The organism is Viridibacillus arvi (genome assembly GCF_001274945.1).
In the GTDB taxonomy this organism is placed as follows: domain Bacteria; phylum Bacillota; class Bacilli; order Bacillales_A; family Planococcaceae; genus Viridibacillus; species Viridibacillus arvi.
In genome coordinates, this window is sequence record NZ_LILB01000001.1 from 161,326 (window position 1) to 183,584 (window position 22,259).

Annotated in this window: 22 protein-coding genes; 17 read left to right on the forward strand and 5 right to left on the reverse strand. The window is 34.0% G+C overall.

All coding sequences use genetic code 11. The features are described from left to right. Nucleotides 1-5: 5 nt before the first annotated feature. Nucleotides 6-986: a sensor domain-containing diguanylate cyclase gene (locus AMD00_RS00720; protein WP_322787032.1), complete on the forward strand. Its 981-nt coding sequence runs from the start codon at nucleotides 6-8 to the stop codon at nucleotides 984-986. A gap of 150 nt (nucleotides 987-1,136) precedes the next feature. Here the strand turns inward: AMD00_RS00720 and AMD00_RS00725 are convergent, their stop codons facing one another. Further along, nucleotides 1,137-1,568: a MarR family winged helix-turn-helix transcriptional regulator gene (locus tag AMD00_RS00725; RefSeq protein ID WP_053415189.1), complete on the reverse strand. Its 432-nt coding sequence runs from the start codon at nucleotides 1,566-1,568 to the stop codon at nucleotides 1,137-1,139. A 118-nt stretch (nucleotides 1,569-1,686) separates the two neighbouring features. On the opposite strand from AMD00_RS00725, the gene AMD00_RS00730 reads away from it, so the two are divergent. Continuing rightward, the gene (locus AMD00_RS00730) at nucleotides 1,687-2,274 is read left to right on the forward strand and encodes an NAD(P)H-dependent oxidoreductase (protein WP_053415190.1); all 588 of its coding nucleotides are present in this window, start codon (nucleotides 1,687-1,689) and stop codon (nucleotides 2,272-2,274) included. An 81-nt stretch (nucleotides 2,275-2,355) separates the two neighbouring features. Here the strand turns inward: AMD00_RS00730 and pgeF are convergent, their stop codons facing one another. Then, nucleotides 2,356-3,123, reverse strand: coding sequence for a peptidoglycan editing factor PgeF (pgeF, locus tag AMD00_RS00735; RefSeq protein WP_053415191.1), 768 nt, complete (start codon nucleotides 3,121-3,123; stop codon nucleotides 2,356-2,358). Between the two features lie 329 nt (nucleotides 3,124-3,452). On the opposite strand from pgeF, the gene AMD00_RS00740 reads away from it, so the two are divergent. From AMD00_RS00740 to AMD00_RS00755, 4 genes are all read left to right on the forward strand, one after another. Next, nucleotides 3,453-4,031, forward strand: a complete 579-nt coding sequence (locus AMD00_RS00740; RefSeq protein WP_053415192.1) for a TetR/AcrR family transcriptional regulator — start codon at nucleotides 3,453-3,455, stop codon at nucleotides 4,029-4,031. A 56-nt stretch (nucleotides 4,032-4,087) separates the two neighbouring features. After that, on the forward strand, nucleotides 4,088-5,518 hold the full coding sequence (locus AMD00_RS00745) for a DHA2 family efflux MFS transporter permease subunit (protein ID WP_053415193.1): 1,431 nt from the start codon (nucleotides 4,088-4,090) through the stop codon (nucleotides 5,516-5,518). A 308-nt stretch (nucleotides 5,519-5,826) separates the two neighbouring features. After that, nucleotides 5,827-7,035, forward strand: a complete 1,209-nt coding sequence (locus tag AMD00_RS00750) for a sensor histidine kinase (protein ID WP_053415194.1) — start codon at nucleotides 5,827-5,829, stop codon at nucleotides 7,033-7,035. A 291-nt stretch (nucleotides 7,036-7,326) separates the two neighbouring features. Continuing rightward, nucleotides 7,327-10,479, forward strand: coding sequence for a DEAD/DEAH box helicase (locus AMD00_RS00755; protein WP_456154792.1), 3,153 nt, complete (start codon nucleotides 7,327-7,329; stop codon nucleotides 10,477-10,479). 141 nt (nucleotides 10,480-10,620) lie between these two features. Here the strand turns inward: AMD00_RS00755 and AMD00_RS00760 are convergent, their stop codons facing one another. Next, a complete protein-coding gene (locus tag AMD00_RS00760) occupies nucleotides 10,621-11,247 on the reverse strand; it encodes a class I SAM-dependent methyltransferase (protein WP_053415196.1) in 627 nt (208 codons plus the stop codon). 687 nt (nucleotides 11,248-11,934) lie between these two features. On the opposite strand from AMD00_RS00760, the gene AMD00_RS00765 reads away from it, so the two are divergent. The 7 genes from AMD00_RS00765 to AMD00_RS00795 all read left to right on the forward strand — a co-directional run bounded on the left by AMD00_RS00765 (nucleotide 11,935) and on the right by AMD00_RS00795 (nucleotide 18,080). Beyond that, complete coding sequence (locus AMD00_RS00765) at nucleotides 11,935-13,314, forward strand: hypothetical protein (RefSeq protein ID WP_053415197.1); 1,380 nt, start codon at nucleotides 11,935-11,937, stop codon at nucleotides 13,312-13,314. Between the two features lie 220 nt (nucleotides 13,315-13,534). After that, nucleotides 13,535-14,251 carry a GntR family transcriptional regulator gene (locus AMD00_RS00770; protein WP_053415198.1) on the forward strand — a complete coding sequence of 239 codons (717 nt, stop codon included), beginning with the start codon at nucleotides 13,535-13,537 and terminating at the stop codon, nucleotides 14,249-14,251. Between the two features lie 409 nt (nucleotides 14,252-14,660). Next, nucleotides 14,661-15,101: a PTS sugar transporter subunit IIA gene (locus AMD00_RS00775; protein WP_245639412.1), complete on the forward strand. Its 441-nt coding sequence runs from the start codon at nucleotides 14,661-14,663 to the stop codon at nucleotides 15,099-15,101. A gap of 26 nt (nucleotides 15,102-15,127) precedes the next feature. After that, on the forward strand, nucleotides 15,128-15,862 hold the full coding sequence (locus AMD00_RS00780) for a sugar isomerase domain-containing protein (RefSeq protein ID WP_083446053.1): 735 nt from the start codon (nucleotides 15,128-15,130) through the stop codon (nucleotides 15,860-15,862). 27 nt (nucleotides 15,863-15,889) lie between these two features. Then, nucleotides 15,890-16,159 carry a PTS sugar transporter subunit IIB gene (locus AMD00_RS00785; protein ID WP_053415200.1) on the forward strand — a complete coding sequence of 90 codons (270 nt, stop codon included), beginning with the start codon at nucleotides 15,890-15,892 and terminating at the stop codon, nucleotides 16,157-16,159. 66 nt (nucleotides 16,160-16,225) lie between these two features. Continuing rightward, entirely contained in the window at nucleotides 16,226-17,593 is a 1,368-nt protein-coding gene (locus AMD00_RS00790) for a PTS ascorbate transporter subunit IIC (protein WP_053415201.1), read from the forward strand. A gap of 217 nt (nucleotides 17,594-17,810) precedes the next feature. Further along, nucleotides 17,811-18,080 carry an HPr family phosphocarrier protein gene (locus AMD00_RS00795; protein WP_053415202.1) on the forward strand — a complete coding sequence of 90 codons (270 nt, stop codon included), beginning with the start codon at nucleotides 17,811-17,813 and terminating at the stop codon, nucleotides 18,078-18,080. A gap of 599 nt (nucleotides 18,081-18,679) precedes the next feature. Here the strand turns inward: AMD00_RS00795 and AMD00_RS22640 are convergent. Further along, complete coding sequence (locus AMD00_RS22640; RefSeq protein ID WP_083446054.1) at nucleotides 18,680-18,838, reverse strand: DUF1540 domain-containing protein; 159 nt, start codon at nucleotides 18,836-18,838, stop codon at nucleotides 18,680-18,682. A 140-nt stretch (nucleotides 18,839-18,978) separates the two neighbouring features. Next, a complete protein-coding gene (locus AMD00_RS00800) occupies nucleotides 18,979-19,308 on the reverse strand; it encodes a DUF3889 domain-containing protein (RefSeq protein ID WP_053415203.1) in 330 nt (109 codons plus the stop codon). Nucleotides 19,309-19,625: 317 nt separating this feature from the next. Between AMD00_RS00800 and AMD00_RS23375 the strand changes: the two genes are divergently transcribed. The 4 genes from AMD00_RS23375 to AMD00_RS00815 all read left to right on the forward strand — a co-directional run bounded on the left by AMD00_RS23375 (nucleotide 19,626) and on the right by AMD00_RS00815 (nucleotide 22,250). Further along, nucleotides 19,626-19,877: a hypothetical protein gene (locus tag AMD00_RS23375; protein ID WP_169786289.1), complete on the forward strand. Its 252-nt coding sequence runs from the start codon at nucleotides 19,626-19,628 to the stop codon at nucleotides 19,875-19,877. Nucleotides 19,878-20,018: 141 nt separating this feature from the next. After that, nucleotides 20,019-20,840 carry a substrate-binding periplasmic protein gene (locus AMD00_RS00805; protein WP_053415204.1) on the forward strand — a complete coding sequence of 274 codons (822 nt, stop codon included), beginning with the start codon at nucleotides 20,019-20,021 and terminating at the stop codon, nucleotides 20,838-20,840. 9 nt (nucleotides 20,841-20,849) lie between these two features. After that, on the forward strand, nucleotides 20,850-21,491 hold the full coding sequence (locus AMD00_RS00810) for an amino acid ABC transporter permease (protein WP_053415205.1): 642 nt from the start codon (nucleotides 20,850-20,852) through the stop codon (nucleotides 21,489-21,491). 12 nt (nucleotides 21,492-21,503) lie between these two features. After that, a complete protein-coding gene (locus AMD00_RS00815; protein WP_053415206.1) occupies nucleotides 21,504-22,250 on the forward strand; it encodes an amino acid ABC transporter ATP-binding protein in 747 nt (248 codons plus the stop codon). Nucleotides 22,251-22,259: the final 9 nt, after the last annotated feature.

Below are 22,259 nucleotides of genomic sequence, written 5' to 3' on the forward strand. Positions count from 1 at the left end.
GTTCAATGATGGAGGTACGATTAAAAGAGGCACCTTGCGGGTTCATATCTTTTGACCATAGTGGATATATAAATGAGGTCAATAATACCTTCCTTGAATGGATGGGCTATAAGCAAGAAAATTTAGTAGGGAAGCATATTGAATCGTTTTTGACGATGACCAATAAACTTATTTTTCATTCTTATTTTTATCCTAATATTAATTTACACGGGTATGTAGAAGAGCTGTTCATTAACTTTACAAACCATACTGGTGAGTCCATTCCTTATTTAATGAATGCTAAGCGATTTCGGCAGGATGGTAATGAAGTGATAGACTGCAGTTTAGTTCAAATGAAGAAGCGAATTGACTACGAATTAGAGTTGCGATCGACTAAAAAACAAATGGAAGAGGCTTATTTAGAAAAAAATCGTGCTTTAGCAAAACTAGAACAAATCTATCTTGAAATTGAAAAGAAACAGATTGAACTAATGGAAATCAATTCGGGTTTAGTCAAAATATCAAATACAGATAAGCTTACTGGTATTTCCAACCGAAGATTCTTTCAGAAAAAACTAGAAGAGCAGATTGTGATATACCGTACCGTAGAAAAGACGTTTTCTTTACTTATTATTGATATTGATCATTTCAAAAAGGTAAATGATACATATGGTCATCAAATTGGAGACATTGTACTTGCGAAATTAGCTAACATCCTAAAAATACAAGTACGAACAGATGATATTGTAGCTCGATTTGGTGGCGAAGAATTTACAATAATTCTTCCGGATACTGATTTTGAAGAAGCAATATTAATTGCTCAGAAGTTAAATAGAACGATTGAATTAGCGGAATGGACAGAGACTGGGAATTTAACTGTAAGTATAGGGTTAGCAACTTTTTCCGAGAATGATACAGAAGATTCTATCGTTAAAAAAGCAGATCAAGCGCTGTATGTTTCTAAGGAGAAAGGTAGAAATCGAGCTACTCATTTTAGAAACTTATAATTATATATTTAATCATACTAGAATAAAGTTCACTATACTGAATTGTAATTTAGCGTTTATGTCTATGGGTTCTTATTAAAAAAGCTCCTCAATAAAAAGTTGGTCAGCAGTAAACGGCCAACTTTTTATTGAGGAGCTAAATTTTTTTAGTTAGTAAAACAGTTTTGATTGAAGAACGTCTAATGCACGGTCAATATCTTCTAGATCTTCTTCTGAAGTATGTTGTATGCGATTTAGGAAGCGAGATTCAACTAATTTAAATGTTTCATTCATCATAGCTTCTCCTTCATTTGAAAGACGAATATATTGCTTCCGTCGATCTTTCGTATCACTTAATTTTTCGATTAGATTTTTTTCACTTAACTTTTTAAGTTCGCGACTTGTATTCGGCATAGATAAATGTTGGCAATCACTAATTTCACTAGGGGTAATAGGCTTTTGACTTACTGTAATAGATTCTAAAATGTTATATTGCACTGGCGTGATGGAATCTGATTTAGCATCTTTTGTTAATTCATGTGTCACACTATGAACAGAAGCTGTAAATGAAACCCATTTATTAAATAGAGCATATTTGTCCATAAATTTCACCTCTTACTGTGAAGATAACAAAAATATTATCATATTACAATTATCATTTGACAACTAAAATACGGAGGTGTATATTTTAGTTATCAAATGATAAGTGAAGAGGTGTATTATGAAAACATTGGTAATTTATACATATCCTAATCGTAAAAGCTTGAACTATGCATTTTTACAAAAAGTTATTAAAGGAAGCAAAGAGAATCCTAACATCACAGAGTTACAGATTTTAGATTTATATGAAGAAGGTTTTGATCCACTTCTAGTATTTAATGAGAATAAAAGAAGACGTGATATGTATCGTGATCCATCTTTAGAAAAATACCGTAATCAAATTACTTGGGCAGACAAAATTGTTTTTGTATATCCTATCTGGTGGGGGAGGCCTCCTGCGATGCTTATGGGATATATTGATCAATTATTTTCAGCAAATTTTGCTTATAGAGATAAAAAAGGACTGTTACCAGATGGTTTACTGAAAGGTAAGTCTGTTGTCTGTATTTCTACAATGAAGGGACCTGCAAAGTATCCACTTTTATGGTTGAATAATGCACATAAAGTATTGATGAAAAAAGCGTTATTTAATTTTGTAGGTATCAAAAAAGTAAAGTTTTTCGAATTTGGCAATATGGAAAGTCCAAAGGGAAGGCAAACAAAAAAGTTAGAAAAAGTTTATCAATATTTCAAAAAAGTAGAACAATAAGATTTTTCTGTTAGAGACAAATATTATCGGAAAAAGAAAGAAGCCGACTCAAAACAACAAATTTGAGCCGGCTTTAATTCTCTATTTAATTGCTTTTTTCATTATAAAACTTAAATGTCTACCTGCTTGTTTATCCTGACGATACGAGAATCCTTCAGGGTTCATATAAGTACATGTCTGATCAATTGTAATTCGATCTGCGGGGATTCCAGCAAGTTCACATTGTTTTTTCACTGTTTGCTGATTATCAATGTGATACTTGTGTGTTTCATCATTAAAATAGATAAAATCATCTGCATAGCCTAGATTTTTGAATTTTACATATACATCAGCATCAACTTCAAATTTCTCTTGGCTTAGTGCAGTACCAATATGAATATGCAAATCATTTGGACTACAGTTTTCGACTTGTATTAAGTGATTAAAAACGTTTAAGGATATTTCTTTTACTGTACCTTGCCATCCTGAATGAATGACCCCGATAAGACCAGTGACTTCATTATAAAAAATCACAGGGACACAATCAGCAGTAAAAGAACATAATAATAGATTCGGCTCATAAGTATACAGGGCATCTGTATCCGTAATAGTGGTATCAGTACAATCTGCACCACGGCCTTTATCAGAAAGCGTTACCTTATGCAAATTCGAACTATGTGTTTGGTTGGCGCAGACGAAAGCTTCTACCTCACAATTCAACGAAGTGGCTAATTTTCTACGATTCTCCATCACATTATCTTGATTAACACATGCATGAAGAGCCATGTTGTTGCTTTCAAGTTCGGTTGCATCTTTTAGGGTTATTCCTGCAATTAATTTCTCATTGTTTAAATATATGTTTGTTTTCATACTATCACCTCATATTAATTTATATGAATCGTTTGATGATGTATATTATCCTTTGAAATTACCAATACATCAATGCTTCAGTTAGCTTTTTTAAATTTTGAACGTTAATTATTTCTGTTGTTAGAAAATTACAGCTAAATTTCCCTTTTTCGTGTAATAACTATTTTGAGAGAATTTTATAAGATTTACAGCAATATTACTTAACTAAGGATTTAATTAAAAAATCATAATTACTCCGATACTTACAAAACAACATTGACTTTTGCTCTTCTTTCGATTAACTTTATTAAGTAGACCAATCGTTATAATCTTTATTTAGAGGTGATTTTTTGACTAATAAAAATCAATCACGTGAACGAATTTTAAAAGCAGCTACTCGACTATTCCATTTAAATGGCTATCATGCAACGGGTTTAAATCAGATCATTAAAGAATCAGGTGCTCCTAAAGGTTCTTTATATCACCACTTTCCAAATGGTAAAGAACAATTAGCTATTGAAGCAATTCAAATATCTGCTTCTCGTATTGCAGCTGAAATTAAAGATCATCTTAATACGATTGAAGATCCTCTTGAAGCTTTCCAACATCATATTGACGTTATTGCAAAACGTTTTGACAATATAGAAGATGAGGATAGCTTAACAATTGTGCCTTTCGGTCTCATTGCATCTGAAACAGCTTTAGTAAATGAAAACATGCGTATGGTTTGTGAAGATACATTTCTATATTGGGAAAATTTATATAAAGAGAAGTTGTTGGCAAATGGATACAGTGATGAACAAGCCACAAATATTAGTACGACATTAAATGCCCTTATTGAGGGTGGTGTAACACTATCTTTAACACAAAAATATAGCGGACCACTTAATCGGGTAGGACAAATGCTTCCATTATTACTGAAAAAGTAAGGAAGCTTTTATTTATCAATTTTATATAGACTGGTCTATTAATTATAATTGAAAGGATGTTTATTTTGACAACATCTACACAAATGGAACAAGTAAGAAATCCAAAAGCAATGGCATTTGTATTAATGTTTGGTGCTTTTATCGGTTTGTTTAGTGAGACAGCATTAAATATGGCACTCACGAATATTATGGAGGACTTCTCTATATTAACAGCAACAGCACAATGGTTAACAACAGGTTATTTATTAACATTAGGTATTCTAGTACCTGTATCTGTACTTCTAATTCAATGGTTTACAACTAAGCAATTAGTTGTTAGCTCTTTAATTTTTTCTATTATTGGGACCATTTTAGCAGCATTAGCACCAAACTTTACTTTCTTATTGATTGGTCGTCTGGTTCAAGCAATTGGTACAGGTATTTTATTACCTTTAATGATGAATGTCATTTTATTGATTTTCCCAATTCATAAACGTGGCGCTGTAATGGGTTTAATGGGACTTGTTATTACTACAGCTCCTGCAATTGGCCCGACAGTAGCGGGGGTAATTGTTGATACATTGGATTGGACATTTATCTTTTGGATTAGTTTAGTTCTTTATGCGGGGCTTATTGGTTTTGGATTGAAAAATATTGACAATGTATCTCGTATTACGAAACCGTCAATTGATGTACTTTCAATTTGTCTTTCGACGGTTGGTTTTGGTGGATTAATTTATAGTCTCAGTTCGATTGCTGAAAAATCATTTTGGTCGACACAAGTATATATACCATTCTTTATAGGGTTTATTGCACTTTTTTTATTTATCCTTCGTCAATTAAAGATGGAACAACCTATGATTAATTTACGAGTTTTTAAATACCCTATGTTTACACTAGGCACAATGTTATTGTTTAGTGGAATGTTAATTGTTTTAGCTACTGCTATTTTATTACCAATTTTTTTAAAAGGTACACTGTTATTAAGTGCAGCGTTAGCAGGACTTGTATTATTACCTGGTAGTTTATTAAATGCTTTACTGTCACCAATTGTAGGGAAATTATTTGACCAATTTGGTGCGAAGAAGTTTTTACCATTAGGCTATTTATTGACACTAACAGGTAGTATAATCTTTGCCGTGACAATCTCTGCTGACACACCAATTTGGCAAATTATTTTGGCGAACATGGTTTTATTTACGGGAATCTCAATGATTATAATGCCAGCACAAACAAATGGCTTAAATCAATTGCCTCGTAACCTTTATGCAGACGGATCAGCTGTTATGAATACATTACAACAAATTGCGGGTGCAACGGGAACAGCACTTGCGATAACATTGATGACTAGTGGCCAAAAAAGCTATATAGAGAATTTTCCAGATTCTTCACCAACAGAATTCCTATCTGCCGGTATCAAATATACTTTCTATTTTATAACAGCAATTTCTCTCATAGGTTTCATCTTCTCTCTTTTTGTAAATCAAGAACGTGCAAAAGAGAGCTAATGAGGTATACTTAATCTAATGAGTACTTAAACTATCAAAAGCTAATCGTATATTTGCTAGTAAGCTTGTTCAATTAATAAGTAAGTATAATGCATGATAAATATGAAGAACTCCCTAATATCTTCATTTTTTACTAGAGCTTGGACAATAACTGGTGTAAACTTAATCAAGTGGAAGAGCTTTTTCTGTGATTTGTTTGTAGTGAATGCATTTAACACAGAAAAAGTCTTCCTTTTTCTATGTGTTCATTTACATTAGATATTTTACGCCCTATTAGAAAAGTTAAAATATTAATAAAAGGAGTTTGTATGTTTAAGACTTATATACGTAATGATCAGAGACTATATTATTTTACAATACTATTAGTAATCACAATTATGACCTTGGGTTTGTTGATTAAGAACCACCTTATTGAAGAATTAGGGGTTGGTTTTATTTTCCACCTATCTATTGTTGTGATTATTTCTGTAACCTTACTGATCTATCCAAAGTATGGAACGCATCGTTTTAGAACAATTATTATTATTGAAGCGTTCATCTATTATTATGGCATTTTCATTTTGTATCCAGAGACTTGGTCAAACTTTATTTTCCTATGTTTTATTCCCGCAGTTGCCATTATGTTTTTTGATTCTAAACTTTTTCATTTTTCTTTATTTATTAACTCTATATTAATTGCAATTACATTCGGTTTTATTGCGTTATTTGATCACGGTCTGTATACCTATATAAAACAAGATTTAGTAAGTAATGCTTTTAACTATGTAGGTAGTCAAGCTCTCATATACTTTATTTTCTATTTAACAAATCTACGTGTAAAAAAACAAGAATTATACTATGAACAAATAAAACAAGCAGAGCGTTTGAAAACAGCAGGACAATTAGCAGCAGCTGTTGCACATGAAATTAGAAATCCAGTAACTGTTGTTAAAGGATTTTTACAGTTATATGAACAAGATTCTCAATTTAATGATGCTATAAAGAGCCAATTTACTTTAATGATTGATGAATTAAATACAGCTGAGAGTGTGGTTTCTCAATTCTTGTCTATCGCAAAGCCAGATGAATATCTAGATATTGAATCAGTGAATTTAAAAGTTGTTCTTCAAAGTGTAACTGATTTACTTAATTCTTATGGGCTACTAAATAATAATAATATCGAATTAGAAATAAAAGAAGATTGTTACATAGCAGCTAACAAGATAGAATTGAAACAATTACTTATCAATATAATAAAAAATGCACTAGAGGCTTCTGAGATTGGGGAGTCTGTTATTGTAACTGGTGGAAAGAAACAAGATATAGTAGAGATTCAAGTAATAGATCATGGGCATGGAATGTCCGACACGGAAATTGAGTGTCTTGGTACACCTTTTTACTCTCTAAAAAGTAAAGGGACAGGTTTAGGCATGATGATTTGCTACAATATAGCAGCAAAGTATAAAGGGACAATTGAATTCCAAAGTGCAATAGATGAAGGAACTACTGTAACTATTTGCTTCCCATCGAGAAATTAAACAGCTTTCTAGGTTTCACAGTACTACTAACCGTCACTTTGTTGACGGTTTTTCTTTTGTTATACAGCAATATCAAGATTTGATATTGCTGTTATTTAAGCTACTAGAGGAGTAAGAAGTATTAATCAAATTTCATTAAGATTTTACAAATAGTAATATTCGTACATGAATGACAAGTAAACATGTTTTGCTCCAGATGATTTGTATGAGAAAATGAATAATAAGTTATTAAACATGAATGTGAGTAGCGTATTAAAGAAGCCTAGAAAGGACCGAAAGATGGATTTTTCAATGAGTGAAAAAAAGATAAAGATTTTATGTGGAGAAGTCGCTTTTAAAAAGGGTAAATCTTATTATCAAGCTGGAAAAGTAAATCTTCCTCCTTTTCAACAAGATGATTCGATAATCGAAGCCGGTGTAAAAGCGGGAGCTGATTTTGACGTCACAGTGAGAGTAGATGACGATGGAGAAATTGTAGCTCAGTGTAGTTGTCCACCAGTAGGGTTTGTGAAAACGTACTGTCAGCATATTGCAGCTGTCCTACTTGCTATTGAAGAGAAGCAGCAAGTTGAAAATGCCTTGACTACCAGAATGCTGGACTTATTTGAAAATAAATTGAAGCAGCCAAGTGGCCAGGGATTACATTTTGACAATAGACAGTCACTTAATGTTGAATTTACTTGCTTACCAGTTTTACTTCCTAATATGGAGTATGTAATTGGAATTGAGATAAGGTTAGGTTCTAATGTATTACATAACATCTACAAAGTAACCCAGTTTCTTCGTGAATTAGAGCTAAGAGAACCGTTTGAATATGCACCGGGATTGGTTTATGTACCTGAGCTCCACAGCTTTCCAAGAGAATCCGATGAAGTCCTTCAATTTTTGATAAGGAGTCAACGTGTAAAAAGTAATAGTGACATACAAGATGATTTGGTTTTAATTTCTGCAACTGATTGGGAACAGTTGCTTCCTTTATTAACTGCTGCACCGTCAGTACGATTCATGCAAGGGGATAATCTATATAAAGGGGTACAAATTGGACAAGATCTTCCTTTAAGTTTTGAATTTGATGAGGCTAATACAGTTGACTACCGCCTGAATGTTAAAGGTCTTGAAAAGATAATCGTTTTAAAAGCATATAGCTATGCTTTTTCAGAAGGCTTATTGTACAAACTACCTCAAGAAGATTGTCATCGATTAGCAGAATTAAAAGACATGTTGGATCAGTCTGGAAAGCACCAACTCGTTATTTCAGAAAATCAAATCGATCATTTTATGAGAAATGTCATACCTGGCTTAATGAAACTTGGACAGGTGAATATTGCAGAATCCGTTTCAAAAAGAATGGGGGAAACTCCACTTCGAGCCAAATTATTTCTGGACCGTGTAAGACATAGATTGCTTGCAGGTTTGGAGTTCCATTATGACCAAGTCGTTATTAACCCTTGTGAAGAAACGGAACAACCCTTTCCACATTTTCCAGGGATTAAGCGTCAGCGAACAAAAGAAGAACAAATTATCAAGCTACTACTTGAAAACTCATTTACTCAAACGTCTGGTGGATTTTACTTATATGATGAGGAAGCAGAGTATCAATTTTTGCATCATAACATTGCGGAATTAGAAAAATTAGTTCAAATTTATGCTACTACTTCAGTGAAAATGCGGATTCATAAAGGGTATACGGGTCCAAGGATAAAAGTTGAGGTAGGAGAAAGAACCGATTGGATTGCATTTCAATTCGATATCAAGGGTATTTCGGAATCAGAAATTCAAGAGATACTCACATCCTTGGAGGAAAAAAGAAAGTATTACAGAATTCCAAATGGCACATTAGTATCTTTGGAAACACCTGAATTTTTAGCACTATACCAAGTTGTAAGTGATTTGGAACTGTCCTCCAGAGATTTCATTGGGGAAGAAATCCGAGTCCCATTAATTAAGGGGATGCAATTAATCGATTCACTTAATCAAGGTGATTTGGTCGATCCTGGTGAAAACTTCTCTAAACTTATGAAAAACTTAAAGGATCCAGAAAAGGTAGAAAATGCAGTGCCTAGTACTTTAACTACAGTACTTCGCGATTATCAAAAAGTTGGTTTCAGTTGGTTCAAAATGCTGGCCAAATATAAATTCGGTGGTATTCTGGCTGACGATATGGGGCTAGGAAAGACTGTACAAAGCATTGCTTACATCGAATCAGTGCTACCGGATGTTCGGGCACAAAAACTGCCGATATTAATCATTGCACCTTCGTCTCTCATCTATAATTGGAAGAAAGAGTTGGAAAAGTTTACGCCACATATAACAGTGCAAATCATCGATGGCAACAAAGCGACAAGAGTTTCCTTGTGGAATAAGTCCATTGGTGCCGATGTAATCATCACTTCGTATCCTTCATTACGAATGGATGTATCTCTTTACCGAAAAGAGAAATTTCATACATTATTCTTGGATGAGGCGCAAACCTTTAAAAATCCAGTTACCAAGACTGCTAAATCGGTGAAAATGATTCAGGCAGATTATCGGTTTGCACTAACGGGAACGCCAATAGAAAACTCATTGGATGAACTGTGGTCAATATTTCATGTCGTATTTCCAGAGTTGTTGCCGAATCGAAGGGCCTTTAGCGAATTAAGCCGAGAAAATGTGGCAAAACGAGTACGTCCTTTTATATTGAGACGTTTGAAAAAAGAAGTCTTGAAAGAGTTACCAAATAAAATTGAAACAATGCAATTCTCGGAGTTACAAGAAGAGCAGAAAATATTATATGCCGCTTATTTAGCCGAATTAAAAAATGAAGCTTTGAAGCATTTAAGGAATGGCAGTTTTAAAAAAAATCGCATAAAATTTTTATCTGGGCTGACCAGACTGCGTCAAATATGTTGCCATCCTGCATTATTCGTAGATGAATATGCAGGAGGATCGGCAAAGTTCGAACAATTGAAGGGGATTATTGAAGAATGTCGTAATTCAGGCAGACGTGTGCTAATTTTTTCACAGTTTACTCAAATGCACAGCATTATCAGGCACCATTTAGCCTACCAGGGTGTACCTTATTTTTACTTAGATGGACAAACGCCTCCAGAAGACCGCGTAGAATTATGTGAGCGATTTAATAATGGAGAAGGGAACATATTTCTTATTTCCTTAAAAGCTGGAGGCACTGGTTTGAATTTGACAGGAGCTGATACAGTGATACTTTATGATCTTTGGTGGAATCCTGCAGTCGAACAACAGGCTGCAGACCGAGCACATCGTATGGGTCAAACAAATGAAGTACATGTAATCCGTCTGGTAGCAAAAGGTACGATAGAAGAGAAAATATACGAGCTTCAACAAAAAAAGAAGCATCTCATTGACGAAGTAATTCAGTCGGGCGAAGATTCCTTGACCTCTATGACAGAACAAGATATACGAGAGATTTTGATGATTGAATAGATGCATCTGAAGGAATTATAGAAAACAAATCCTCCAAATTCTGAGCGAATTGGAGGATTTGTTTGTGTTAATTGGATTGCGTAAATATACGGTGTAGCCACAATAATAAAGATGACTTTACTGGCACAAGAATATAATCATTTACTTTGAAATTACAAATAAACCACCGCAGTGAGAAATGCTTTGGAATTCACATTTAGCTACATCAAGTAATGAAGTTTTTATTTCGTCATAAACAAAATAAAACTCATCATCATCCCAATAGCTAATACTATCTTTTCTGCAATTTTCAAGATTTGCTCGTGTTTGAAAAGCAATATCGCCTATTAATATTTTTCCATTCTCAGACAGCAAAGATAGTAAGCTCTTAATGAAAACTACTTTTTCATTATCTGTTAGGTGGTGTAATGTATACGTACTTACAATAAAGTCATATTCATTGCCTTGAAATTGTTCAGGTAAACCATTTGAAATATCCCACTCCATCAAATTAGCTAGTGGCATCTTAGATTGGGCTATTTCGATCATCTTCGCAGAAAAGTCTAATCCATCTATGTGATGATCATTTTCGTATAGTTTATTTGTTAAAACACCTGTCCCGAACCCTATATCTAATACCTTTGCTTGTTTTACCTGCATAATTTCATTAAATATAGCACTTAATATATTTTTATATCCTGCAAATGGATACAAATTATTATCTTCGCTTACTTGTACAGTTTGATCATAATCATTTGCCCACAAATTGAAACCTTGTTTATTTAACATGAAGCTCCTCCTATAATGTGAACGAGCTTTCAAGCATGCCTATTAAAGTTAATGCTTGATTAGTCGCCCATCAGTTCTCCTAAGTTCTTATGATTTTGAATAGTTGAAATGTTTTTCATCATAAACCCCATCTTTCTTAGTAAAAACAATATTAACATAATTCTGAATATTTTAATACCATATTTTAGTATAAAGATAATATGGAGTAGAAACAAAAAACTGTACGATTTTTTCAGATAAAAATGAGCCCCTCTAGCTACATCCAATCACCTGCTTTTAAAGTAGGTTGAGAAAAGTCGGTTTTATGTTTAGATACGTTTTGAAATACCAGAAGATCACTATATCAAAAAGGTCTTTCGCCAAATCATTGAGTTGGTGAAAGGCCTATTTCTTTAAATAATTTGATAACTACATTGACAAATATTCCTTATTTATTTAGTATTTTCATAAATTGGTTATAACCAGTTTGCAGGAAAATGAAATTAGTTCCAAGGAATAGGGGCGATAAATGATAAAACTATAATATCCTTAAAGAAATTTTGTCGTTATGAACATGTATTAACTTGAACCTGGTTAAAGGAATGAAATAATACTTTGTGAAAAAAAGAGGGAGGATGATCGGTTGAATCTAGATCGATCAAAAAGTAGTCGCATTCTATCACTTATTTTAGAGGAGGAATTGTGAGGATGAAGAAGAAATTTATTGTGAAATGTCTTTTATCTATGATTTTGATTTCACCGTTAGTGGTTGATCAAGTTCACGCAGAGGTTTTGGATAAAGAGCCGAATGTCAATAGACAATGGAAGCTAAAATACCAAGAGAAACTTAATAAAGAGTTACCAACTGATGGAGCAGATTGGGTACTTGATAGTTATGGTGATGATAGTCCTTGGCATGTAGACCATCTTGACGATGATGGCGAATTTTTTAAAATCAAAGGAGGAGATGACTTTTTTAAGCAGCTTAATAGTTTTAATTTATTACGAAAACAAATGCAATTTGGAAAAGATGGCTGGCTAACTGCAGAGTTTGCGGTTAGAGACTATGATAAAGATGGAATACCAGATACCGAGGCAACATTAAAGAATGTTGAATTAAAAAAAGGCGACCATGCTGCTGAATTAAAGACTAGCTTTGATTCAGGTCTTATCATTCGCTCTACTGAAGTTTTACCATCTGAATATAGAGTGGAATATGTGTTAAGAAATATAGACTTTGGTGGAAAAAGAAATGACAGTTTTTATTACGATGATAAGTTTAATGGATATACAATGGATCAGCGTAAATCAAATCATCCATGGAAAAGAAGTGGGGAATTTACTGGAGATTCCAATCATACCAATAATAACTTTGGAGATATAACAAATGAAAACGGTTACTATTTCTTGTCAATTATGGACTATGAAAAACCTGCACCCCACAATAATGTTTTTATTCACAACCATAGAAAAGTAGGCATGGATGCGTACAATACCAATGCAACATGGGCAAGTGCATATGCAACGTGTAATCCTGCTACTGGAGAATTATATAAACAACTTGGTGATAAAAGTTCAAATAATGCAATAAACGGCCTTTTCTTTGCAGGAGATACGTTTAGAGATCCATCGATGGGTTATAATTCATTTTTGTTTGAAACCGAGTGTGGTTCCCTATCTGACACTGATACAGAGTACTCTATTATTTCCAATGCTGAAATTCAACCTGAGCTAATGCCTGAGGAAAGTTATAAATTCGCTATCGAGCGAAATAAAACAGGTTATGTTATGGAAATGACAGGAAACTTTAAATATATTGGAAAAAAAACATTGAGATATGAACGTGAATTTATTCAGGATGGCAGACCAATCTGGCATTATAATAACACTCCGGAAGAATATGACGGACAATATAATTCGTCCCTCACTTTTACTGGGCCACATGGCAGTTACTCTGTAGAACAATGGCCAAAAGGTTCTGCGTACCCAGATAACTTTGTTATTGGAATCCCGCATATCAATTATTATGAAGGATCTGCTGTAATCGATGAAATAAAACTCTTTGTCCCAAAAACTAATCCTAAATAGCATTCTTTAATCGAACTAGCACGATCTATAATCTTGGGCTTTAATCTGCAATATACATCGTGATGTTTCTCTTACATCCTTTATGGAGTTTCAGCTAAAACTCCTTTACATTGTCAGAATACTTTGATAATATGAAAATATCAAGTGGTTATAACCAGGTCAATGCATAAAACGATCTGGTTATTTTCAAGAGTCGTATAGCAAGGAGCTGTAAAGAAATATGGATAAGAACAGTAAAGTGCCACTTTATTTGCAACTCATGGAGGTGCTAATCAAGAAAATCGAAGGTAAAGAATATGTTGAGAATGAGCAACTACCTTCGGAGCGCGAGCTTTGTGAAATTTATAAATTAAGCCGGATAACGGTAAGGCAAGCACTTCAAGATTTAGAGCGAGAAGGATATATTTACAAATTACATGGGGTAGGCACCTTTGTAGCATCGAAATCATATAATCAAAATTTAGTTAAATTATATAGTTTTACAAATGAAATGGAGAAGTTAGGGAAGAAGCCTACGACAGAAGTGTTATCTTTTAATGTATTTGCGATTGATGATCGATTAGCTAAAAAAATGAATTTATATCCGTTAGAAGAAGTATATAAGATCGTACGATTGAGATTTGCGGATGGTGAACCACTGATGCACGAAACATCTTATTTGCCTAAAAAAATATTTCCGAATTTAACTGAAAATGATTTAAATGAAAGATCGATGTATGAGATATTTCATCAGGATTATCAAATTGGGGTCACAAAGGCAACAGAACGACTATCGGCTACACTTATACAAGAACAGGAAGCTAAATACTTAAAGGTTAAAGGTAATCAACCTGGAATGCTGATTAAGCGATATGCATACCATCATGATGAATTGATTGGGTATAACATAAGTGTGGCACTTGGGGATAAATTCTCGTACACCGTAGAATTAACGTAAAGAAGAGTCTATTGAAAACTAATGATTTAAGTTAGTCCAATATAGATTTTTCATTTCAATACAGTGGTTATGACAACATAACCACTCAATAGATTAAACTATTTATTTAAAATAAGGAGGATGAATATTTTAATTTTGATAAAAAAATTTCAAATAAAATGAAAGCGCTTCAATTATGTGGTGATAATTACCAACAATATGCTGTTTGGGATGAGTTGATTTCTCTCACACGATCCCCATACGAGAAAATATGATCTGGTTATTTTACTTGAAGTCACTTCAGATCCATCTGAGTTAAAGGTTGTTGTATTAACAGATAAACGTGATGCTGTAGTCAAAGAATTTGGTGATTGGGTAATTCCTGTTAGTTCTGAAAATGTAACTATATCAACTAAAAAGGAATGATATTATGCTGAAAAGTATGCTGACGAAAGAAACAGTTGTTGTAGAGGATACATGTGATACATGGCAAAATGCGGTACTAAAAGCCGGAGAGTTATTGAAAAATACAGGGGCCATTGAGGAAAGTTATATTACTGCGATGGCTGAGTCCGTTGAGAAGAACGGTCCGTATATGGTAATTGCCCCTGGAATTGCCTTGCTTCATGCGAGACCGGAAGATGGTGTGAATGAGGCATGCATGAGTTTACAGGTATTAAAAAATGGAGTTTCTTTCGGTCATAAAGAACGAGATCCGGTAACTTTAGCTTTTGCATTTGGTGCGGTAGATGCAAAATTGCATCTACAAGCATTACAGCAGTTAATGGAATTATTTAATGATGAGGAACGATTAACGAAACTTAAAAATTGTGAAAATGTAGAAGAGGCATTAGTACTTCTAAATGAATAATAAACTAGTGAAAAGGGTGAGGTAAAATGATGGCATTAAACTATATTGACCAAATTGAAGAGATTATTAAACGAGTGAAGGCTACTCAAATGAATGCAATTAATGAGGCATCCCTATTAATCAAGGAGGCAGTCAAAAACGATAGATTGATACACATTTTTGGCTGCGGACATTCCCAAATGTATGCGGAAGAAGTTTTTTATAGAGCCGGTGGTCTAGTAGCTGTTAACGCGATACTTGAACCCGCTTTATCTTTAAGACCTGAAGCGACAAAAAGTACTTGGTTCGAAAGATTGGATGGCTATGCCAAAAAGATTCTTGATAGTGAAGAGACGGAAAAAGGCGATGTCATTATCATAGCATCTACGTCAGGCAGGAATTCAGTTCCAATTGAGATGGCGCTAGAAGCTAAGGAAAAGGGATTAAAGGTCATTGCGTTAACTTCAAATGAATTTACAAATGACGTTACCTCTAGACATGCTTCAGGGAAAAAATTAATCGATATCGCGGATGTCATTCTAGATAATTGTGGCGTTAGTGGAGATGCAGTTATCGAAGTAAAAGGATTTGCAACAAAGTTTGGACCAACATCTTCTGTCATTGGGTTTATGATCTTGCAAAGTATTATCGCACAAACAATTAGCAGTTTATTGGAAGAAGGAGTAGAGCCAAGCGTATGGGTTAGCTCAAATTTAGACAAGGGAGATGACATTAATAAAGAACATGTTAAAAAATACAAAAGCCGAGTGAAATGTCTATAAAACTTGAAAAATAGGAGGAGAATAGTTATGAAAATATATACAGTATGTGGAATGGGTTTTGGAACAAGTCTAATGGTTAAAATGACAATTGATGATATTTTAAAAGAAATTGGTGAAAAAGCAAATGTTGAGGCAATCGATATGGGCTCAGCGAAAGGTTTGAGTGCAGATTTATTTGTTACGTCGAATGATATGAAAGGGTCGTTCCCAAGTGTGGATGCCCCAGTAATTTATTTAAACAATATGGTGGATAAAGCAGAAATTAAGGAAAAAGTTACATGCTTTTTTGAAGCGTAAAATAGTAAATGAGCTGACATGCAAGAAGATTGAGGAACGATCACAAAAAGAAATGGGGGGATGTATATGCTAGAATTCATAATTCAATTATTGACAACTCCGGCGATCATGCTTGGACTAGTAGCCCTAATCGGTCTATTAATTCAACGCAAGGCATTTGGAGATGTTATTAAAGGAACTTTCAAAACGATTTTAGGTATTCTTATTTTAAGCGCTGGGGCGGGTATTATTGTTGATTATATTACACCGTTTAGTGAAATGTTTACCCAAGCTTTTAATTTGACGGGAGTTGTACCTTTTGATGAAGCAGTAATAGGTGCTCTATCAGAAAATGTTAATGAAATAGCACGTAATACATCATTAATATTGGCATTTGGGTTCGTTGTAAATATCATTCTAGCAAGGTTTACACCATTTAAATATATCTATTTGACAGGACATATGCTTTGGATTATGTCGGGTGCATTAGCATGGGCATTTTATGATTTAGGGTATTCTACTACAGAAGCTGTATTATGGGGTTCTTTAATTCAAGGATTAGTTTTAGTCTTATTCCCAGCTCTAGCACAACCAGTTATGAGGAAAGTTACCGGTAATAATGAAATTGCATATGGCCACTTAACGACAAGTGGTGTTGTTTTATCTGCATATGTAGGAAAAGTATTTGGAAATGCTTCGAAAGATTCAGAGGAAGTTAAAATGCCGAAAGGTCTTGAAATGTTTAAAGACACAGCGATTTCAATTTCAGCAGTGATGTTAATTTTATACCTAGTAACTACCCTTGTGGCAGGACCTGAATTTGTCAGTACATTAAGTGGGGAGCAGAATTGGTTAGTGTTCTCTATTATTCAGGCTTTTGGCTTTACTGCTGGAGTTCTAGTATTACTTCAAGGGGTCAGAATGTTCTTGGGAGAAATCGTACCGGCATTCAGAGGAGTTGCAGTTAAATTGGTTCCAGGCGCTAAGCCGGCTCTTGATGTGCCTGTAATTTTCGGATTTGCTCCAACCGCTTTAATGCTCGGTTTTGTCTTTTCCGTAATCGGAATGATTATAGGAATGTTTGTATCGAAAGCATTTGGTACGGTTATTCCTTTACCTTCTATTATAGGTGGATTCTTCACAGGAGGAGCAGCAGGTATATTTGGAAATGCACTAGGAGGAAGACGTGGGGCTATGGTCTCTGGTGTAGTATACGGTTTGGTATTAACTATTCCAGTAGCATTGTTCTATCCGTTATTTGGACTAGAGGAATATGGAATTTCCGGTATTGCCCTTCTTGTGCCAGATGGAATTATAGTACTCACATTGCTTAAGATATTCTCAGATCTGAATATCATTCCTGTCGTTGTAATCGTATCCATCCTAGGCGTGCTTGCAACAGGATTAATAAAAAAGAAAAAGAAACAAGAAAATGAAGTAGAAAAATTTGCTTAAGTAAGAGTTCAACTTGTATTACGGAATAGCAATGGGTTTCTAAATGCAAAGGAGAAAAAGACGGGATCTATCAATACTCAAAAAATAAACTGAAGTATAAGTGAAATTAAAGTGGAAAAGTTAGATTGATCATTAAAAGCTTCCCTCTATTATTCAGCCTTATGATTTATTTCTGTTAGCAAGTATTCGGATTACTTAATAAAGGAGTTTGAGCAGCATGATTGAAAAAAACTTTAACGTAATAGATGAAGCAGGTATTCACGCACGTCCTGCATCCGTATTGGTTACTGTAGCAAGTGGTTATGAATCAGAAATAAAAATAATTTATAAAGAAAAAACGGCAAATTTAAAATCAATTTTGGGTGTGATGGCTCTTGGAATTCCATTTGGTGAGGAATTTAATATTAATGCGGAAGGATCAGACGAAGAAGAAGTATTAAAAAAATTAGAAGAAACATTGATAACGGCAGGATTGGTAAACGCATGAGGTTACAACGAATCGCGGTAAGGCTTTGGCATCATAGTAGAATTCCTTCAACTACCATACAAGCAGATTAGTTTGTGGAAAAATTCGAAGTCTTTAGTATTAGAACAAATGACTTAATTCAATTATTCAATTAACGATGGTGCTCGAGCTGTCAGAGCTCATTGTAATTTATAATGTTGCTTTTAAAATTCTTAGTTTTAGGTGCCTATGACATTGGTTTTATTAACAACAAATAGTGTAACATTCATATCCAGGCATAGGCACCCATCACATACATTAATACATAACATTTTCCGTAAATACTGCCGTGAGCAGTATTTTTTTAGCTCTCTTTTAATAGATATTTCCACGTTTTTAAAAGTATTTGTCAATGGATTGTGCTTCCAACCTCGTGGGCTGTTTAGCGAGTAAAACGTGTGATTACCCCTGAATAGTAAGTGGAAGATGAATCTGAAAATAGCGTTTTTAAAGCAGTCACGAGTGTTATACTTTCCTTTCTTTCGTTCGTTCTGCCACCCAAAAGTCATTGATGAAACGGTGATTTTATATAGTAATGTGAATAGAAAAGGGTAACCATGAACTTGGTTACCCTAAAAAAGTTAATTTTTTTCTGGAGAAAATGTTTTACAATCCGTTTCTTCACTATTGGATGCTTGGTTACCTTTTTGACTTACTACATAAATTGCTTCAGCAGTACATTTGTTTCCAGAGCCCCAATACGTACAGTTATTCACTTCGCAAAGAACCTGTTGAGTCATAGTATCACACCTCCTCTTTCGTTTATCTTTAACAAAAATGAAGTAATTAATACTTGATTTGGAAAGGGCAGCAAAAGTATTTCTTTACTACGACGCATATATGAGTGTATTTTTGAGTGTATTTTACATTACAGATATGCTTATTTAGAAGTTTCTTGAAGTTCAATTTTAAGCACTTTTTCACTATCGGTAGTAAACTCAATTCTTACAAAAACGCCGAACTCTCTGTTACCTTCTTTTAACCATAATTTAAACTTTTCAGTTGTTGTATCCTTTTTCGTTTCTCTACCTTGGTGGAGGTAATCAATTATTTTTGCATTGGGATATTTTGAATTTGCCTCTATTAAAGCAAGCTTTCCCCATTTAACGTATGCAGGACTCTCTTGGTGCGCATAAGCATTTGTTGGTATATGTAATGATGTTGAATTGGCTATAATAAAAATTCCAAGTGCGATAAACGTTTTTCGCATAATTGACCATCTCCTTTTCATATAGAATGAGTTATTTGGTTAAATTCATTCTCTACGGACTAATCTTAAAAAAAAACCTAACTGCAGAATTTAGACAACTAATAAAAGACTCTTACTATGTTAAAATAAAAGTAAAATATAGAAAGATATAAAAATACATAAAAACTAATGAATTTAAGTAATAATAGTTGACTATAACTTAGTAATCTTATAGGATTTAATTGACTGGTGAATCAGTCTAGCGAATTGACTAACATTCAAACATAAGATAAGCGCAAACATGAACGAAACAACATCAGCCTTCAATTGCTTTAGAAATGATTGCTTTTGAAATATTGAATGATGGACGTTTAACAATTTTACATACAATTTCAATTGGATATAGAGTAGAAAAAGCTTCTGTTCAAGATGCATACATATCATCAAGAAATCTTTTTGAACAACTTTTGCACTTTATAGGGGAAAATCGAAATTTTATGGGAATCCTACTTAAAAGAATCCATTCTCAGCTGATTTTTCAATCGAAAGTGGACAAGATAAAGAAAGATCCAAGAAGCTTTTGCAAATAATATTCGAAGAGCTTCTGCCTTGAAAATTTTACAACGTCCAGCAGATTCTTGTTTCAATCTACAAATGAGGAATTGCAACAAAAAATCGGTCAATTTGAGTTTTTTGGACTGTTTGATATGTAATCAAAGGAGGAAAACATAATGAAAAAAGGTAAAATTTTCTTCGCTTTTGCTGCAACTGCGGCACTTATTTTAGGTGCATGTGGCAATAGTGAGACAAAAAAAGAAAATAATAATACATTAAGCGCAATTCAAGAAAAAGGTGAAATGACAGTAGGGATTATGGGAACGTATGCACCTTATAATTTCATGAACAAAGATAAAGAATATACCGGTTTTGATGTGGATATTGCAAAAGAATTGGCAAAACGCCTAGATGTCAAAGCAAAATTTGTTGCTCAAGATTTTTCGGGGTTAATACCAGGATTGCAAAAAGGGAAATATGATGCTTTATTAAGCCAAGTAACGATTACGCCAGATCGTGAAAAACAAGTTGATTTTACGGCACCTTATATTACAAATGATGTGAAAGTTATTGTAAAAGAGGATAATACTTCTATTAAGTCGGTAGAAGATTTCAAAGGTAAAAAAATCGGTGTTGGCCTTGGTACAAATGACGAAGCATTCCTACGAAATGAATTAATGCCAAAAGTCGGGGACTTCAAAATCAACACATATGATGATGTCATTACAACGTTAAAAGATCTAGATGCAGGCCGTGTAGATGCGACAATTAATAATGTTTATGCATTAAAACCAATCATTGAAAAGAATGGATTTAAAGTGAAAGCTGTCGGTGATCCGATTAAATCTGATAAAGCAGCAGTTGCCGTGAAAAAAGGTAATAAAGAATTAGTTGAAGCGATGAACAAAGCATTAGCTGATATGAAAAAAGATGGAACATATAAAGAAATCTTCGTAAAATGGTTTGATGAAGAACCAAAAGCAGATTTAGGAAAGTAGGAAGTTTAGATGGATATAGTTATTGATAATCTTCCTTTTTTACTAAAAGGTGCTTATTATACACTATTAATAACAGTGGTTTCAATGTTCTTTGGCTTAATAATCGGTTTAATAACGGCGATTGCTCGTATTAAGGGCAATCGTTTCTTCCGCGGAATTGCGAAAATTTACGTATCGATTATTCGAGGAACTCCACCACTTGTGCAAATAGTCATCGTCTATTATGGGCTTGTAGATTATGGTGTCGAATTAGATGCTTTAACAGCTGCATATATTGCGTTAAGTATAAATATTGGTGCCTATGTTTCTGAAGCATTCCGTGGTGCAATTCAATCTGTACCATCTGGTCAAACAGAAGCTGCACTTGCAACAGGGATGACAGAAGCACAGGCGATGCGTCGCATTGTCATTCCACAAGCGATTCGCTATGCTATTCCACCACTTGGTAACACATTTGTTGGTATGTTAAAAGAAACATCACTCGTATCAGTTATTGCGGTAACGGAACTTATGCGTTCTGCTCAGCTACTTGTAGCACAGTATTATGTATATATGCCGTTCTATTTAGCAATTGGATTGATGTACTGGATTATGAGTACAGTCTTTACATTTATATTAAATAAAATCGAAAAAAGATTATCGGTTTATTAAGGGGGGAACGTAATGTTACAAATAAAAGACTTGTCAAAGAGCTTCGATCAAAATGAAGTCTTAAAGCATATATCATTGACGATTCCTGCCCATCAAGTTGTTGCAGTTATTGGACCAAGTGGTTCAGGGAAAAGTACATTTTTACGTTGTTTAAACGGACTCGAAACTATTTCAGGTGGTAGTGTTACTGTTAATAATCATTTATTACAAGCAACAGATTCGAAAAAGGTTCGCCAAAAAACAATTCACGCTATAAGACAAGACACAGGTATGGTGTTTCAGCAATTCAATTTGTATCCGCATAAAACGGTTATTGAGAATGTTATGGAAGCTTTAGTAGTCGTGAAAAAGCAATCAAAAGAGCAGGCAAAAAAAATGGCCTCTGCATTATTAAAACGTGTTGGCTTACAAGAGAAAGAAGATGCTTATCCTTCAAGATTATCAGGTGGCCAGCAACAACGTGTAGCCATTGCTAGAGCACTTGCAATGGAACCAAAAATTATGCTATTCGATGAACCAACATCTGCACTGGATCCAGAACTAGTCGGTGAGGTTTTACAAGTAATGAAAGAACTTGCTGAAGAGGGCATGACGATGGTAATTGTTACACACGAAATGAAATTCGCAAGAGATGTGGCAGACCGTATATTATTTATGGCAGATGGACAAATTGTCGAAGATGCAGAACCTAAAGTATTCTTCACACATCCATCAACAGAACGTGCTCAGAAATTTTTAGAAAAAGTAAATGAATTTTAACAGAAGAAA

Excerpts from the sequence above, each read along its gene's own strand:
- AMD00_RS00785 (WP_053415200.1), top strand. The coding sequence starts at position 15,890 with ATGAAAATATATACAGTATGTGGAATGGGTTTTGGAACAAGTCTAATG.
- AMD00_RS00795 (WP_053415202.1), top strand. The coding sequence starts at position 17,811 with ATGATTGAAAAAAACTTTAACGTAATAGATGAAGCAGGTATTCACGCA.
- AMD00_RS00730 (WP_053415190.1), top strand. The coding sequence starts at position 1,687 with ATGAAAACATTGGTAATTTATACATATCCTAATCGTAAAAGCTTGAAC.
- AMD00_RS00775 (WP_245639412.1), top strand. The coding sequence starts at position 14,661 with ATGCTGAAAAGTATGCTGACGAAAGAAACAGTTGTTGTAGAGGATACA.
- AMD00_RS00725 (WP_053415189.1), bottom strand. The coding sequence starts at position 1,568 with ATGGACAAATATGCTCTATTTAATAAATGGGTTTCATTTACAGCTTCT.
- AMD00_RS00770 (WP_053415198.1), top strand. The coding sequence starts at position 13,535 with ATGGATAAGAACAGTAAAGTGCCACTTTATTTGCAACTCATGGAGGTG.
- AMD00_RS00780 (WP_083446053.1), top strand. The coding sequence starts at position 15,128 with ATGATGGCATTAAACTATATTGACCAAATTGAAGAGATTATTAAACGA.
- AMD00_RS00750 (WP_053415194.1), top strand. The coding sequence starts at position 5,827 with ATGTTTAAGACTTATATACGTAATGATCAGAGACTATATTATTTTACA.
- AMD00_RS00790 (WP_053415201.1), top strand. The coding sequence starts at position 16,226 with ATGCTAGAATTCATAATTCAATTATTGACAACTCCGGCGATCATGCTT.
- AMD00_RS00760 (WP_053415196.1), bottom strand. The coding sequence starts at position 11,247 with ATGTTAAATAAACAAGGTTTCAATTTGTGGGCAAATGATTATGATCAA.
- AMD00_RS00810 (WP_053415205.1), top strand. The coding sequence starts at position 20,850 with ATGGATATAGTTATTGATAATCTTCCTTTTTTACTAAAAGGTGCTTAT.
- AMD00_RS00765 (WP_053415197.1), top strand. The coding sequence starts at position 11,935 with ATGAAGAAGAAATTTATTGTGAAATGTCTTTTATCTATGATTTTGATT.
- AMD00_RS22640 (WP_083446054.1), bottom strand. The coding sequence starts at position 18,838 with ATGACTCAACAGGTTCTTTGCGAAGTGAATAACTGTACGTATTGGGGC.
- AMD00_RS00805 (WP_053415204.1), top strand. The coding sequence starts at position 20,019 with ATGAAAAAAGGTAAAATTTTCTTCGCTTTTGCTGCAACTGCGGCACTT.
- pgeF (WP_053415191.1), bottom strand. The coding sequence starts at position 3,123 with ATGAAAACAAACATATATTTAAACAATGAGAAATTAATTGCAGGAATA.
- AMD00_RS00815 (WP_053415206.1), top strand. The coding sequence starts at position 21,504 with ATGTTACAAATAAAAGACTTGTCAAAGAGCTTCGATCAAAATGAAGTC.
- AMD00_RS00720 (WP_322787032.1), top strand. The coding sequence starts at position 6 with ATGATGGAGGTACGATTAAAAGAGGCACCTTGCGGGTTCATATCTTTT.
- AMD00_RS00745 (WP_053415193.1), top strand. The coding sequence starts at position 4,088 with ATGTTTATTTTGACAACATCTACACAAATGGAACAAGTAAGAAATCCA.
- AMD00_RS00755 (WP_456154792.1), top strand. The coding sequence starts at position 7,327 with ATGAGTGAAAAAAAGATAAAGATTTTATGTGGAGAAGTCGCTTTTAAA.
- AMD00_RS23375 (WP_169786289.1), top strand. The coding sequence starts at position 19,626 with ATGATTGCTTTTGAAATATTGAATGATGGACGTTTAACAATTTTACAT.
- AMD00_RS00800 (WP_053415203.1), bottom strand. The coding sequence starts at position 19,308 with ATGCGAAAAACGTTTATCGCACTTGGAATTTTTATTATAGCCAATTCA.